We start from the raw sequence: 14,355 nt of genomic DNA on the forward strand, positions 1-14,355 counted from the left end.
CAGGCAGACCAAAACGCGCGGCGCGCGATCGCGTGATGGCATGGTGACAACACCGCATTGGCTGGCCAGCGAAGCCGGTGCCCGGGTGCTTTCACGCGGCGGGAATGCGATCGAGGCGCTGGTCGCGGCTGGAGCAGCACTTTCGGTCGTCTACCCGCATTTCTGTGGTCTCGGCGGAGACGCCGTCTGGATGGTCTCCGACGAGGCAGGCGATGCACGGACGTTCCTCGGCATAGGCCAGGCGGCAGATATTGCCGTCCCCGGTAACACGATCCCATTGCGCGGCGCTTCCTCAACCTTGACCACCGCCGGCCTGGTCGACAGCTGGGACAAGGTGCTCAGCTATTCCGCAACCGCTTGGGGTGGCACCGAGAGCCTGTCGGGATTGCTGGACGATGCGATCGCCCTGGCCGGAAACGGTTATGCCGTGAGCGCGTCGCAGGCATTCTGGTTCGATTTTCGCGCCGCCGAATCCGACGCGTGGCCGGGATTTCGCAACCTTTTCAGGCGGGACGGCATCCAGTGCCAGCCGGCCCTGGCGAGGAGCCTCGAAGCGATCGCCAGCAACGGCGCCCGCGAATTCTACGAGGGGGCGCTCGCCGGCCGCATCGCACGCGGTCTTGCCGCGGCCGGGTCGCCACTTACTGCTGCCGATCTTGCAGCGACAAGCACCCAAATCGTTGCGCCCGTGCGACTATCCTACGGTGAGACAGTACTTTTGGCGCCGCCACCCCCGACCCAGGGCGTGACCACACTCTCTATCATGGGCGTGCTCGCTCATCTGTTACCGGCAGACAAGGCGGTTGACAGTGCATCCTATTATCACCTGCTGGTAGAGGCGGTGAAACAGGCATTCCGCGACCGGCATCTGATTGCTGATCCGGCATTCGGTGACGATGTCTCCGGGGCACTCCTTAATCCCGATCGACTTGCCGGGAAGGCCGCCGCAATTGACCCCACCCGTGCTGCCGCCTGGGCGCATCCCTATCGGCAGGGCGACACGTCCTTGCTGGCCGCGGTCGATTCCAGGGGGCGGGCAGCCTCCATGCTTCAAAGTATCTATTTCGATTGGGGCAGCGGCGTCCTTGCCGGCGATACAGGCATTCTCTGGCAGAACCGCGGCGCCGCCTTCAGCATTGATCCCATAAGCCCGAACCGCTACGGGCCTGGAAAGCGTCCATTCTACACCCTCAATCCCGGCCTGGCGCTGAAGGGCGGTCGCCCGCATCTGGTTTATGGCACGCAAGGTGCCGACGGTCAGCCGCAGACGCTGGCACTGCTGTTGAGCCTCCTCATAGACCATGGCCTTGATCCCCTGGCGGCCCTTTCCATGCCTCGCTTCCTGCTCGGCCGTACCTTTTCCGATAGCCGCGACAACCTGAAGATCGAGGAGAATATTGGCAGTGACGTGATCGCGGCGCTTGCCTTGATGGGCCATGAGGTCACGACGATCGCTCCGCTCAGTCCGCTCGGCGGTCAGGCAGGCATCATCCGCATCAGTGGTGACGGGATGTTGGAAGCAGCTCACGACCCTCGCAGTGACGGCGGGGCGATCGGCCTATGAGCACTGCAAGCGACAGTCCGCTCGACCTGCTTATCCGCAATGTCCGGGTGAAGGAGCATGGCGGACTCGTCGATATCGCTGTTCGCGGCAACCGGATCGTGGCGATCGAGCCCGGGTTTCGTTGCGAGGCCGTCGAGGACTTCGATGGCGATGGCGCTTTTGCGTTTGGTGGTTTCGTCGACACGCATGTCCACCTGGACAAGGCCTGCATCCTCGATCGTTGCTCGATCTGCGAGGGAACACTTGCTGAAGCCGTGCGACAGACCTCCAGCGCCAAGGCAGACTTCACCGAGGCGGACGTCTATGATCGCGCCGCCCAGGTCGTCGAAAAGGCGATCTCGCACGGCACTGTGCGGATGCGAACCTTCGTCGAGATCGATCCGCGCGCAGGCTTTCGCTCCTTCGAGGCAATCAAGCGCGTCAAGGAGGAATACGCTTTTGCGATTGATATTGAAATCTGCGCGTTCGCGCAGGACGGTCTCACGAACGAGCCGCAGATGCTGGACATGCTCGACCGGGCGCTCTCAGAAGGGGCTGATCTCGTCGGTGGCTGCCCCTACACTGATCCGGATCCGGTCAGGCATGTGGACCTGATCTTCTCCCTCGCCGTCAGGCACGGCGTCGCAGTGGATTTTCATCTCGATTTCCATCTGGATCCCGGCCAGAGCGATTTGCCGGCTGTTATCGCGGCCACAGAGCGTCATGGCTGGCAAGAACGGGTCGCAATCGGCCATGTCACCAATCTTTCGGCCATGCCGCTGGCCGATGTCATTCATATCGCCGACAAGCTTGCTGCAGCGGGCATCGCGCTCACCGTTCTTCCGGCGACAGATCTTTTCCTCACTGGCCGCGGGCACGACCGGCTGGTGCCGCGGGGCGTTGCACCGGCGCATGTCATTGCGCGGCGTGGCGTCGTTACCTCAATCGCCACCAACAACGTCATGAATCCCTTCACTCCCTATGGCGACGCCTCGCTGATCCGGATGGCAAATCTCTATGCCAATATCGCGCAGCTTTCGCGGGACGACGACATCCACTCGGTCTTTGAAATGGTAGGACAATCGGCAGCGAGGCAGCTCGGCGTTCAGCACGGCCTTTGGGTCGGCGGTGACGCGACCATCGTGCTTGTCGATGCGGTCGGCCCGATGGCGGCTGTGCGCGAGGTCGGCCGTGTCCTCGCCGGCTGGAAGAATGGCCACATGAGTTTCAACAATGGTCGAGCTCGGATCCGCAGACGTTCACTTGTGTGAACGCGGGACCAATGCCGAACGTGTAAACCGTCTTGTGCCTGTGTGGCTCTGAGCCTGCTGATCTGGAAACAAATCAGACGGAGGGTTCAAGGGGACGCCGTTCCGGCGCCAATGTGCCAGCCATTGAATCACAGTGGAATTGACGCTATATAACGTCAGTATCATGGCATGTATGGGAGTTTTGGATATCATGGGTCTTGCTCGCTATGCAGACGGCGGCTTGTTCTCGCCCCGCAAGATCGCGCAAGCATTGCGCACGACCAGCGAGGAGATCGCGCTGACCGCTGGACTTGGCAAGGATGCCATCCAGCGTAAGGATCGCATTCGTTCCGACAAGACGCAGCGGCGACTACGCGAGGTCACAGAAATCATCAACAAGGTCGAGCCCCGGTTCGGTTCGGCTCTGATGGCTTATGCCTGGTATCGCTCGGAGCCCTTGTCGGGATTTTCCGGTTTGACGGCAATGCAACTGGTGCGTGATGGACGCGCGAACGACGTCCTTGACTACATCGACGCAGTCGATGCGGGCGTTCACGCCTGACTTGCCGATGCACTTTAAAGGCACCCTTTATCGCGCGCTCAACCCGATCTACGCGCAAGACGCTTTGTCCGGGCGTGGAGCGGAACTCTATGGCGGACGGTTCAACCGAAAAGGAACCCCGGCGCTCTACACGTCTCTTTCCGTAATTGCTGCACTACGCGAGGCCAATCAGGTCGGTAGCTTGCAGCCGACCACGCTGGTATCTTACGACGCTGACATTGAGCGTGTTTTCGACTGCCGGGACGAGGTTGCTCTGCGAAGCGAAGGCATGGACGCCAGCATGCTTGCTGATCCGGCATGGCGCGATCAAATGAGGAAGCACGGGGAGGCGTTGACGCAGGCGTTCGCCCGCGCACTCGACCAGGCGGGTTATCAAGGATTGCTGGTAAGGAGTTTTGCGCACGGGGCAACTGACAATGATCTCAATCTTGTCCTCTGGCGATGGAGCGCCGCGTTACCCAGTCGGGTGACGCTCATCGACGACGAACATCGTCTGGCGCCTTAGCGAGGCCAGCTGATCGCAATCGCATTGGTGTATGACTTGAACGTCGCAACGTTCGATCGGGCTCAATAGCGGATCCGCTGCCAAACGGCTTCAGGTCTTCTGCCGGCCATAGAGCAAAAGCATGCTCACGATCACTACGCCGTAGATCAGCTGGCGACCCGCCTCTTTAATTTGTTTTCCGGTTTTGCCGCAGTCGGCCCGTTATAAGGTTTTGGCAAATACTTATAACATTGACGGCAACTGATCGAGCTATAACGTTTTGGCAGAAACTTATAACGGCAATCCAAGCGGACTTGCCAACGAGAGGCCGCGGCACGGGATACGGAACGTCAACGATGAAAGAGATCGACATCAGCTATCGAACCATGTTCGCTGAGCTTACTCAGCGAACGCTCGACGCGCAATTTGTGGCGGATTTCCCATTGGAGGGATGGTTTGTAACTGTAACCGTAAAGAACCGTGATTACTGGTATTTCGATCTCCCCACGCCTGAGGGCAAAGACAAGCGAAGCTACGTCGGCCCCGCTAGCGCCGAAGCGATCACCAAGCGCGTGAGGGTCCACTAGGAGATCAAGGACAATATTCGGGAGCGGAGGCGAATGGTCAGCACGCTGCGACGTGCTGGCCTCCCCGGTCCAGACCCATTTGCGGGCGACGTCACGAGGGCGCTAGCCGACGCCGGATTGTTCCGGCTGCGGGCCGTCCTGGTCGGATCGGCAGCATTCGGTACCTACGCAGGGATGCTGGGCATCCGGATGCCCGCTGCGTCCATGCAAGCAGGCGATGCGGCCCAGGACTTCGCGATCTCGGCAGAGGTCCAGGACAGCCTGCCGCCGATCCTCGATATTCTCCAGTTGATCGATCCCGAATTCCGAGCGGTGCCGCACCAGGCTCACACGGTCAAGGTTGTCGCCGTCGTGAATGGCAGGGGTTACCGGGTGGAGTTCCTAAACGGAAATCGGGGATCAGCCGAATACACGGGCAAACCCTCGCCCATGCCCGCCCTTGACGGTGCGTCGGCGGAAAGTCTGCCGTTCCTCGACTACCTGATCTACGAACCTGTCCGCACAGTACTCCTCTATCGCGAAGGCGTGGACGTGCTCGTTCCGGCTCCCGAGAGGTATGCCGTCCACAAACTGATCGTATCCTCTCGAAGGCACACGGACACGCTAGGACGGGTGAAAGCGGACCAGGACCTGTCGCAGGCCGCCTTGCTGTTTGAAGCCCTCGTGGAAACGCGACATGGCGACGAGTTGGCCGATGCTTGGGGGGAGGCTTGGGAGCGAGGAGATGCTTGGAAAGAGGGTATCATCAAAGGTCTGGCAAGGCTGCCCAAGAATGGGGTGAAAGCCCTCGAAAAGGCTCTTGGCCCCGATGTGGTCGAAGCCCTGCTGACAAGATCATCCATTGAGGCACGGGGCAAATATTGAGGAATTGGTCTGAAAGATGTGCCGACGCGAAGAACGAGTGGCATCTGATCGAGGCGCTCTACATCCGCAATATGCCAAGCTCGTTATAAGGTCGGCGCGGTATAGGGTCGGCTGGGACTATAACGTCGAGCTCCCCGGGTGTGAGGGGGCATCGCCTCGCAGGAAGAGCGAGGCGATGCTCAACCTAAAGCTATTGAAGAGCACCTGATGTGGGCGCATTGACATATGTGACAGGCGCTCCGGGAAACCGAGCAATCAAAATCCGGGTCAGTTCCTCCTCAGTGCGATGACCGCGATTGAAGAGGTCGACTGCCGCGCTGCAGAGTACTTCCGACGTTCTGTCATCTGGTTTGGCCCGGTAATGTCGGTACCAGGATTGAACGGACATCGAGAGCACGGCCAAATCGGCTTCGAGGATACTCGACACTAGCATTCCTTACCTCCCCTCAGAATTACACGAGCTGCTCGGCCTGAACCTGTGCGAGCGTCTCCAGGCTACGGCCAGTTCGAGTGACGACCGCCAAGGCGCGCCGGGGCGCTCATTGCGACGTGATGGTCTGTCGTCCGTCGTTCGCAAGATGCGCAACAATCGCGCGCCGGATTTCGCTAATCGTATCGAAGACCATGTTGTCCAGATCAATGACGCTGAACCGGACAGCGATGAACTTCAGCCGGGTTTCTACGGGAACAGCGATCCCAACTTCCTGTCCATTGAAAACGACAGCCTGTTTCTGCATGACAAACCCCGAGGCACACACCATCGTGCGGACCATAAGCAATTTTCGGTGATGGATTTACGACGGGTCAGACCGATGGTGCGGCTCGATATCGGGTTGAAACGCGATGGCGCACCCGCTGCACAATCGCGAATAAAGAAACGCTCGGACGCAATGTCTTATCCTCCTCAAGCGTCGTCAACCAACACTGAGTGCAAGTACCAAATTTTGATATTGGGCACCTCTCCCAGAACAAAACCTATTCGAGAAAAGTCAGATAAGCAACTGAAATAGTGTAATTTTTAGCGGGTTGAATTATATGATAATTGCCGCATCTGCGAAGCAGAAAATGACGTACGTGCGTCCAAGTGCGGTGGCAATATTGTCGGAGCGGCCGTACGCGTCACCGAGCGAAACTGCTTCCTGAGGGCGCGACGCGGATTGAGCTCCCGAAGGCTCCCGCAGTCTTGCGGATCGCCGGCAACTTGCGCTGAGCTAAAATGCAGACGCATCTACCAGTATTGACGAAAGTCACCCGTGGCTGACTGTAGCAGTGTGAGCGGATATCGGTCGGGGTGATGGACAAGCGCCGTCATGTTGATTGGCCGGTCCCGCTCGTCAAAGGCGATTTGGTCGACAGTGAGCACGGCCGAAGGTGACGGGAGTTCGAGCATCGCAGCTTCGGCTGGATCCGCCAGTCGCGCACTGAGTGTCGTTTGCCCTCGCCGCGGCTGGATACCGTAGACTTCGCGCAGCTCGGCATAGAGCGAGCGATTTGCGACCGTCCAGTCCATGCCGGTCAATCCCGGCGCGCGGGAGGCCGCTATCCAGTCGGTCTGGAGGACGACCGGCACGCCGTCAAGTAGCCGCAGGCGCGACAGCACGATGACATCCGATCCGGGAGGCAAGAGCAGCGGCCGGGTGATGTCAAGAGACGCCTTTACGACCTCCATCGCAAGAAGGCGATGTCCGGGCACGCGACCACTTGCCAGTGCGGTGCTCGTAAAGCTCCTGAGGACCTCGAGTTCAAATCCTCCCCCATTTTCCGCAACATACAAGCCCTTGCCCGGCTGACTTTGAACAACGCCCTGGCGGATCAGTTCGCGCACCGCATGGCGCACCGTGATGCGACTGACATCGTAAAGTGAAACGAGTTCACGTTCGGAAGGCAGCTTGCCACGCAATGGCACCTTCCCTTCCCGGATCGTAGCCAGCAAGTCTTCGTAGACCTGCTGATGAAGCGGACGAGGGTCGGCCCGATCAATTGCCGCATGCCTCTTTGTCGCTGCCACCGGTTCACGGGTTTTCACGTTGCGTTCGCTCCCTTAGTCGGTGCTGGTATTTGCTTTTGCATCTTTGCCCACAAGGGACACAAGAGTCCAGTTGACATGACTGGTCATAACCAGTCCTACTAGGCTCAGGAACCAGAGAGTTCCGCACCGCTCAAGTGTGATAAAGACAGGAACAGCCCATGTTGAAGAAATGCCTTACTGCAGTTGCAGTCTATGCCGGCCTATGGGCCAGTGCCGCGCATGCGGAAAGCATCTCCGTATTCTGCGCACCAACCGAATTCGAACTTTGCACCAAGGTTGCCGACGCCTGGAAGACAAAGACAGGCAACGAAGCAAAAATTAACAAGATGCCGGCCCTCCTCGACGACGCGATCCCGCTCTATCAGCAATTGCTGGCGGCAAAGTCCAAGGATATCGACGTCCTCTTTCTCGACGTCATCTGGCTCGGGATGTTCAAGGCCAACCTGCTCGATCTGAAAACCATGATTCCTGCGGCCGATCAGGACAAGCATTTCGCCTCCACACTCAACGCTGCAAAGCTCGACGGCAACCTGATCGCGATGCCCGCCTACATGGACGTCGGCCTGATGTTCTACCGCAAGGATCTCCTGGAAAAGTATGGCAAGCAGCCTCCAAAGACCTGGGATGAGCTTGCTGCGACCGCAAAGGAAATCCAGGACAAGGAGCGCGCCGCCGGCAATGCCAAGATGTGGGGCTACGCCTGGCAGGCAAAGAGCTATGAGGGCCTGACCTGCGATGCGATCGAACTCATTGCATCAAATGGCGGCGGCACGATCATATCCGACGACGGCAAGGTTACGATCAACACGCCGCAAGCCGCCGAAGCGATCGAGAAGGCCAGGGGCTGGATCGGTTCGATCAGTCCGGAAGGCGTTCTGAACTACGATGAAGAAGCGTCACGGGCAGTTTTTGAATCCGGCGACGCGGTATTCCATCGCAATTGGCCCTATGTCTGGGGTACATCGCACAAGGAAGGCAGCTCGATCATCGACAAGGTTGGCGTCATGCCGCTTCCGGTTGGCAAGGAAGGCCAGAAGTCCAGCGGCTGCCTGGGTCCCATGTATTATGGCGTCTCGAAATACAGCGCCAAACCTGAGGTCGCAGCCGACTTTGTGAACTTCATCACCGGTCCGGAGATGCAGAAGATGCGTGCCGTGGAGGCGACCCTCAACCCTTCGATCCAGTCGCTTTATAGCGATCCGGAGGTGCTGGAAAAAATTCCATTCCTGAAAGACAACCAGCAAGCCTTCGCCGATAGTGCGGTCCGTCCGTCCGGCTACACCGGCACCAGCTACAACCGTGTCTCTCAGGCCTTCTATCGCGCCACCCATGACGTGCTGTCGGGCAGTGGCGATGCCAAGGACAGCTATGCATCGCTGGCCAAGCGCCTGGAAAAGCTCAAAGAGAGCCGCTGATTGAAGGAAAGTTGCGGGAGCCTCAGCTCCCGCAACCTTTGCAGCCGGCGCTCTGTGCCGGTCGAGCCCCCATGCGCAAGCCAAGGTGAACGATGGCATCGGTTTCGATGGAGTCCGTTTCGAAGAGTTTCGGAACACACAGTGTCATTCATGATGTAGACTTGAAGATCGACGATGGTGAATTCGTTGTCTTTGTCGGCCCCTCCGGATGCGGAAAATCCACGCTGCTGCGCATCGTGGCGGGCCTGATCTCAGCCTCGTCTGGAACGGTCAAGATTGGTGGCGACGATGTCACCGATGTCCCCGCTTCGAAGCGTGGTGTTGCCTTTGTTTTTCAATCCTATGCGCTCTACCCGCACATGACGGTGGCGCGCAACATTGGTTTCGCACTCGAGACCATGGGGATCCGACGCGATGCGATTGCTCAAAAGGTGCAACAGGTCGCGCGTATGCTCAAGGTTGACCATCTCTTGAACCGGCGACCGAGGGAGCTGTCTGGAGGTCAGCGACAGCGCGTGGCGATTGGACGGGCATTGGTGCGGCAACCCGAGATTTTCCTGTTCGACGAGCCGCTTTCCAATCTGGATGCGGACCTGAGAATGGAAATGCGCATGGAGATCGCCAAGCTTCATGACGATCTCAAGACGACGATGATCTACGTCACGCACGATCAATCAGAAGCCATGACGCTTGCAGACCGGATCGTTGTCCTCAATCACGGCAGAATAGAACAGATCGGCACACCTTCGGAATTGTATCGTCAGCCCGGCAATCGGTTTGTTGCGGGTTTTATCGGCAGTCCGCGCATGAACTTCCTTGCCGTCGAGACACGGGCAGCGCATGACGATGAGCACATCGTCGGCCCGGGCGGCCTGGCAATTGGGCGATCGCCAGGCGATGCAACTCCGGTTGCCGAGATAGGCATTCGGCCGGAGGCGTTGCGCCTGGTACCAACGGGAACCGGGCGTCTCGATTGTCTGCTCGAGCGGGTCGAAGACCTCGGACACGAACACTTCGCCTATTGCCGGGTGGGGAGCGGCACACTCTGGGTTGTTCGCCTGCCCGCGGCACCAAACCTTGATGCGATCGGCAAGCCTGCTGCACTGACTTTCGACGATCATTCGCTATTTTTCTTCGCCGCCGACGGCAGACGACTCTTGCCGTCGGCCGAACCGTTCGGCGTCAGGAGCGCTCTATCATGAGTGCACGCCTTGCCCGCCGCGATCACCTTGCTGCCTGGCTCTTCCTCGTGCCGGTCATTGCCTCAATGCTGCTTGTCGCCGTATGGCCGTTAGGACGGACATTCTTCTTCGCTTTTACGGACGCCTTTCTCGACGATCCCAGCGTCTACTCCATGGTCGGCATCGACAACCTCATCGAGGTTTTCAATGACCACAGCTGGTGGCTTGCCGTCAGGAACACGCTGACCTTCACCGTCATCTCGGTGGCAATTGAAACAGCGCTGGGATTGGCTATCGCTCTTCTTATCAACGAGGCCATACCAGGCCGGGGACTTGCGCGCGCTGCGATCCTTGTCCCATGGGCCATTCCGGTCGTGGTGTCCACCAAGATCTGGGAATGGATGTTGAACGACCAGTTCGGTGTCATCAACAAGCTACTGGAAGCCCTTGGGCTCATCGACCATGGTGTGGCATGGACTGCGAGTGGTTCGCTGATCATGGGGGTGGTCATTTTCATTGACGTATGGATGACGACCCCTTTCATGGTTTTGCTCATTCTCGCGGGCCTGCAGATGATCTCCCAGGAAATCTTCGAAGCCGCCGAAGTGGACGGCATTCCGGCCTGGAAACGCTTCTGGTCGATCACCCTCCCGATGCTGCGACCCGCGATCGGAGTAGCCGTGTTGTTTCGCACACTCGATGCCCTGCGCATGTTCGACCTTTCCTACGTTCTGGCGGCCAGCAATGAAAAGGTCATGACAGTGTCGATCTACGCACGCGACCGTCTGATCAGCTTCCAGGAACTCGGTGTCGGCTCCGCGGCCTCGACCTGGGTTTTCCTGTTGGTTGCGCTGGTCGCGATCATCATCATCGGTGCCTTGCGCCTCGACAGGGCAGCGGGGCATTGATCATGGCTGACCTTTTTCTTGTACGCCCGGCCCGAAAGTCGAGCGCCTATTACAGGGTCCGGCGCCAGGCGTTGCGGGTGCTGCAAATCCTTGCCCTGTCGCTGGTGCTGATCTACACGCTGTTTCCCTATTACTGGGCCTTCGTTTCGTCGACGAAACAGGGCGCAGCGCTCTATCGTTCGGTCCTGCTGCCAGCGCTCGACTTCACCTATTACCGGGAGTTGATCAACAACCCGGTGTTCATCGGATCACTCCTGAACTCCGCCTATGTCGCCGTGGCGACGACCTGCCTGTCCCTTGTGATCGGTATCAGTGCGGCCTATGCGCTCGGACGCATCGACTTTCCGCAGCGTCGGGCCGTTCTGATGATTATCCGTGAGCGCAACGAATGGCCCACGGCTTTCGTGATTTGACTAAATAGGTTTCTGGCTTTCTGGCTCTCGGTCAGAACTTCTGCTTTGCCCGCTTCGGCATAAAATAGGTTCGGATATTGACGAGTGCTTCGGCGACGGCAGCAGCATCCTGGTGGGTCGCTTTCCGTTTTACCTCGCCGAGCTTGCGGATCGGCGCAATGATATCCCCAGTGACGGCATGACCTCGAAGGACAGGCTGCCAAAGCCTTGGCGCGTGTCGTGTTCCAATGAGAAAGCAGATGTCCCAATCAAATGGATCAAGGGTCTGATCATCGATCTGGGTGAACCTTGGCCGGTGGTCTTTCGGTCTCTCGGAAAGGCTTGCAGATATCCGATTATACTCTGCAACGATCGTCTGCACGGCCCGATGTTCGGTTGTTTCCATCGGCAGGTTTAGGGCATCCGGGCCGGTCAGTTCCGGGATCCATTGCCGTGGGTCGATGAACCTGGGGCCGATGATGAGGGCCGTAAGATAACCATCGAGTCTGCTCATTGACCAGATAGGCGATGGCGGACGACGTCTCCTGATAAAGGCTTCGAATGCGTCGTCATCGAGCTTCGGTCGCGGCGTCATCTCCTGGCTGTTCTGTGTCATGCCGCTTGTCGCTCCTGCTGTGTCATCGCTTCGCGTTCCGCCTTCCAGGCCCAAGGCAAAAGGCTCTCCATCTCGTTGGCTTTCACTTTGCCGGAGATGATGCGCTCCAGCACATCGGCAAGCCAGACGTCGGGGTCCACGCCGTTAAGCTTTGCCGTGTTCACGAGCGATGCCAGGACAGCGAAGGTCTTTCCACCCCGCTCGTTGCCCACGAATAATGAGTTCTTTCTCGTCAAAGCCACGGATTTCATGGAACGCTCGACGACATTGGAGTCCACCTCGATCCGGCCATCCTCTAGAAAGGCTGTCAATCCGCTCCAGTGGTTGAGCATGTAAGTGACTGCCTTGCCAAGTGCCGATTTCGACGACACCTCGTCGCTCAGTTCGGTGAGATGGACCTTCAGTTCTCTCATGATGGGAGCTGCCTCACGACGCCTGCCGCTAAGCCGGGTATCTTCATCTTCCCCTCGTAGTTTTGCTTCGATGCGATAGATTTCGGCAATCCTGGCAAGGATCGACAAGGCCTCCGAAGAGCCGGTCAGTTTGACGACGTCAACGAACTTTCGCCGTGCATGAGCGAGGCAGAAGGCCAGCCGCATGGGGGCAACGTTGCTCTTGCCGCGTCGTTTGACCATGGTTTTATAGGCTTGATATCCATCAACCTGAAGCACGCCGGCGAACGACGACAGTTGCCCCTCGATCTCGCGAGCGCTGCGGCTTTCGGCAAAAATGTAGGCCACCGCCGGCGGCGCCGGACCGTTCCATGGCCGATCGTCAACCGCTTGTGCCCATAACTGGCAGACCTTGGTTCGTTTGCGCCCCGGATCGAGGCGCGGAAGTGGCGTCTCGTCACAGAACACCCTCGGCTGCGAGCGGATGAAGGCGGTGAGTGCATCGTAGAGAAGTTCGAGCCACCAGGCGACCCGCGTGACCCATGCCCCGAGCGTACCGCGATCAATGATGACGCCGCAGGAGGCCAGCATCTGCGCCTGGCGATGCAGCGGCAAATGCCAGGCAAACTTCGAAACGGCGACATGGGCTGCAAACGCCGTGGTCACCATGCCGCCGTCCATGATGCGTGCTGGTGCGGGTGCTTGCACGATGCCACTCTCGCAAGCCCGGCATGCATAGCGTGGCCGGATCGTCCGTTTCACCCGGACTACTGCAGGCACGATGTCGAGCGCCTCGCTGACATCAGTGCCGATGCAATGAAGTTCGAACGAACAGCAGGGGCAAGTCTTGCTCGCTGGCTCGATGAGCTCGTCATAACGCGGAAGGTGTTTCGGCAAACGGCCGATATTGCGGGCTGGCGATCGCCGTGCCTGCGTTTTGTCTTCATCGACCGGCGCGACATCGTCATTGGCAGCAACGGGAATGTCGCCTAGATCGCCAAGATCGAGCATTGCCTGCGTTGGATCGATCGTCGTCATCTTCTCCGATTTCGTCCCGAAGAGCTGGCGCTCAAGGAAGGCAACGCGCGCCTTGAGATCGGCATTCTCTTCGTCGAGCGAGAGAATGATCCGGGTCAATTGCGCAGCATCCTGGGGCAAGGGATCGGGTCGAAGCGGCATGACAGACCCTACCACACGGGTCTGAATCTTCAAGCAAAACCAATAGGATCAGCCTGCTTTTGAGGGCCTCCTCACCGCGTTTCGTTTGACGCGCGTCCAGTCAATGCCGGCCAGCAAAAGCGAGAACTCCTGGGCACTCATCTGCATAGCGCCATCGCGGATCGGAGGCCAAACGAACTTGCCCGCCTCCAACCACTTCGTCGCTAGGATCATGCCTGATCCGTCCCAATAAATGCAGCGAAGCCGATCAAGACGCTTGGCGCGGAACACGAACACGTCGCCACAATAGGGATCGGCCGCAAGGGCTGACGCCACCAAAGCTACCAGGCCATTCATGCCGCGCCGGAAGTCGACGGGTTGCGTCGCAACCATGATCTTCACGCCATTTGGCGAAACTCCGATCACCGGCGCCCTCGCAACGCCGCTACCATCGCCTGCGCCAGTTCAGGCGCTACCGAGCCGATGACCGTCATGCGTGCGCCCGCAATCTCGATCTCAATTCGGCCAGCGAGAACCTCTGGGGCATTCGATGGCGAGCCTTCGTGTCGTGCGCCATCCCCAACCACTGTCACCGGCACGAACACGGCAGGCGGCAAACTAGTCTTTGCCGACCGTTGAGAGGTTAGTCCGGCTTCCCGTCGCCACACATTCAGCAAGCCGCGATTGACGCCCCAGCGCCTCGCAACAGCCGAAATGTTCACTTCAGGTTCTGCGCTCTCCGCGAGAATCCGCGCCTTCTCCTCGTCAGTCCAATTCCGCCGCTGCCGCCGACCGGTGATCACCTCGATCCGCCGATACTTTCCCTCATGCCTGGCTTCATGCATGCCTTCATCCATGACTTCAAGCATGGCATCAGCGCGATCTCCAACCATCCCGGTCCACTCCTATCAATGATAGAGCTTATCTCGAGGCCTCATTCACAAAAGAAAAGGTGGGCTGTTCGTCGCGCTCAC

The 14,355-nt window shown here is 58.9% G+C and carries 15 protein-coding genes and 1 pseudogene; 9 read left to right on the forward strand and 7 right to left on the reverse strand.

From position 1 onward, the window contains the following. The first annotated feature begins 40 nt into the window (after positions 1 to 40). From AS026_RS13535 to AS026_RS13555, 5 genes and pseudogenes are all read left to right on the forward strand, one after another. A complete protein-coding gene (locus AS026_RS13535; RefSeq protein WP_082728527.1) occupies positions 41 to 1,564 on the forward strand; it encodes a gamma-glutamyltransferase family protein in 1,524 nt (507 codons plus the stop codon). Next, a complete protein-coding gene (locus AS026_RS13540) occupies positions 1,561 to 2,814 on the forward strand; it encodes an amidohydrolase family protein (RefSeq protein WP_062369924.1) in 1,254 nt (417 codons plus the stop codon). The genes AS026_RS13535 and AS026_RS13540 overlap by 4 nt, the downstream gene beginning before the upstream one ends. 190 nt (positions 2,815 to 3,004) lie before the next feature. After that, complete coding sequence (locus tag AS026_RS13545) at positions 3,005 to 3,355, forward strand: antitoxin Xre/MbcA/ParS toxin-binding domain-containing protein (RefSeq protein WP_026371577.1); 351 nt, start codon at positions 3,005 to 3,007, stop codon at positions 3,353 to 3,355. Between the two features lie 7 nt (positions 3,356 to 3,362). Then, positions 3,363 to 3,860 (forward strand): RES family NAD+ phosphorylase, encoded by a 498-nt coding sequence (locus tag AS026_RS13550; protein ID WP_062369949.1) that lies wholly within the window; start codon positions 3,363 to 3,365, stop codon positions 3,858 to 3,860. A gap of 335 nt (positions 3,861 to 4,195) precedes the next feature. Then, positions 4,196 to 5,290, forward strand: a pseudogene (locus AS026_RS13555) (nucleotidyltransferase family protein). Between the two features lie 190 nt (positions 5,291 to 5,480). On the opposite strand, the gene AS026_RS43350 reads toward AS026_RS13555, so the two are convergent. The 3 genes from AS026_RS43350 to AS026_RS13565 form a co-directional block, all read right to left on the reverse strand. After that, positions 5,481 to 5,723: a hypothetical protein gene (locus AS026_RS43350; protein ID WP_082728524.1), complete on the reverse strand. Its 243-nt coding sequence runs from the start codon at positions 5,721 to 5,723 to the stop codon at positions 5,481 to 5,483. Positions 5,724 to 5,829: 106 nt separating this feature from the next. After that, positions 5,830 to 6,027, reverse strand: a complete 198-nt coding sequence (locus AS026_RS13560) for a hypothetical protein (protein ID WP_062369951.1) — start codon at positions 6,025 to 6,027, stop codon at positions 5,830 to 5,832. A 491-nt stretch (positions 6,028 to 6,518) separates the two neighbouring features. Next, a complete protein-coding gene (locus AS026_RS13565) occupies positions 6,519 to 7,298 on the reverse strand; it encodes a GntR family transcriptional regulator (RefSeq protein WP_062369927.1) in 780 nt (259 codons plus the stop codon). Between the two features lie 179 nt (positions 7,299 to 7,477). Between AS026_RS13565 and AS026_RS13570 the strand changes: the two genes are divergently transcribed. The 4 genes from AS026_RS13570 (at position 7,478) to AS026_RS13585 (ending at position 11,236) form a co-directional block, all read left to right on the forward strand. Continuing rightward, positions 7,478 to 8,734 carry an ABC transporter substrate-binding protein gene (locus AS026_RS13570; protein ID WP_062369929.1) on the forward strand — a complete coding sequence of 419 codons (1,257 nt, stop codon included), beginning with the start codon at positions 7,478 to 7,480 and terminating at the stop codon, positions 8,732 to 8,734. Positions 8,735 to 8,826: 92 nt separating this feature from the next. Further along, a complete protein-coding gene (locus AS026_RS13575) occupies positions 8,827 to 9,936 on the forward strand; it encodes an ABC transporter ATP-binding protein (RefSeq protein WP_062369931.1) in 1,110 nt (369 codons plus the stop codon). Beyond that, the gene (locus AS026_RS13580; RefSeq protein ID WP_062369935.1) at positions 9,933 to 10,823 is read left to right on the forward strand and encodes a carbohydrate ABC transporter permease; all 891 of its coding nucleotides are present in this window, start codon (positions 9,933 to 9,935) and stop codon (positions 10,821 to 10,823) included. The genes AS026_RS13575 and AS026_RS13580 overlap by 4 nt, the downstream gene beginning before the upstream one ends. A gap of 2 nt (positions 10,824 to 10,825) precedes the next feature. Next, positions 10,826 to 11,236, forward strand: coding sequence for an ABC transporter permease family protein (locus AS026_RS13585; protein ID WP_425349794.1), 411 nt, complete (start codon positions 10,826 to 10,828; stop codon positions 11,234 to 11,236). Positions 11,237 to 11,267: 31 nt separating this feature from the next. Here AS026_RS13585 and AS026_RS13590 read toward each other — a convergent pair whose 3' ends face one another. Genes AS026_RS13590 through tnpA form a run of 4 tightly spaced genes read right to left on the reverse strand, consistent with a single transcriptional unit; the run spans position 11,268 to position 14,274 of the window. Beyond that, the gene (locus AS026_RS13590) at positions 11,268 to 11,831 is read right to left on the reverse strand and encodes a UPF0149 family protein (protein ID WP_062368490.1); all 564 of its coding nucleotides are present in this window, start codon (positions 11,829 to 11,831) and stop codon (positions 11,268 to 11,270) included. After that, positions 11,828 to 13,402: an IS66 family transposase gene (gene tnpC, locus AS026_RS13595; protein ID WP_028749712.1), complete on the reverse strand. Its 1,575-nt coding sequence runs from the start codon at positions 13,400 to 13,402 to the stop codon at positions 11,828 to 11,830. Before tnpC ends, AS026_RS13590 begins: the two co-directional genes overlap by 4 nt. A 48-nt stretch (positions 13,403 to 13,450) precedes the next feature. After that, entirely contained in the window at positions 13,451 to 13,807 is a 357-nt protein-coding gene (gene tnpB / locus AS026_RS13600; protein ID WP_028749713.1) for an IS66 family insertion sequence element accessory protein TnpB, read from the reverse strand. Next, on the reverse strand, positions 13,804 to 14,274 hold the full coding sequence (gene tnpA / locus AS026_RS13605) for an IS66-like element accessory protein TnpA (RefSeq protein ID WP_062368489.1): 471 nt from the start codon (positions 14,272 to 14,274) through the stop codon (positions 13,804 to 13,806). Before tnpA ends, tnpB begins: the two co-directional genes overlap by 4 nt. Positions 14,275 to 14,355 lie beyond the last annotated feature (81 nt).

It is taken from the genome of Rhizobium altiplani (genome assembly GCF_001542405.1).
Lineage (GTDB): Bacteria > Pseudomonadota > Alphaproteobacteria > Rhizobiales > Rhizobiaceae > Rhizobium > Rhizobium altiplani.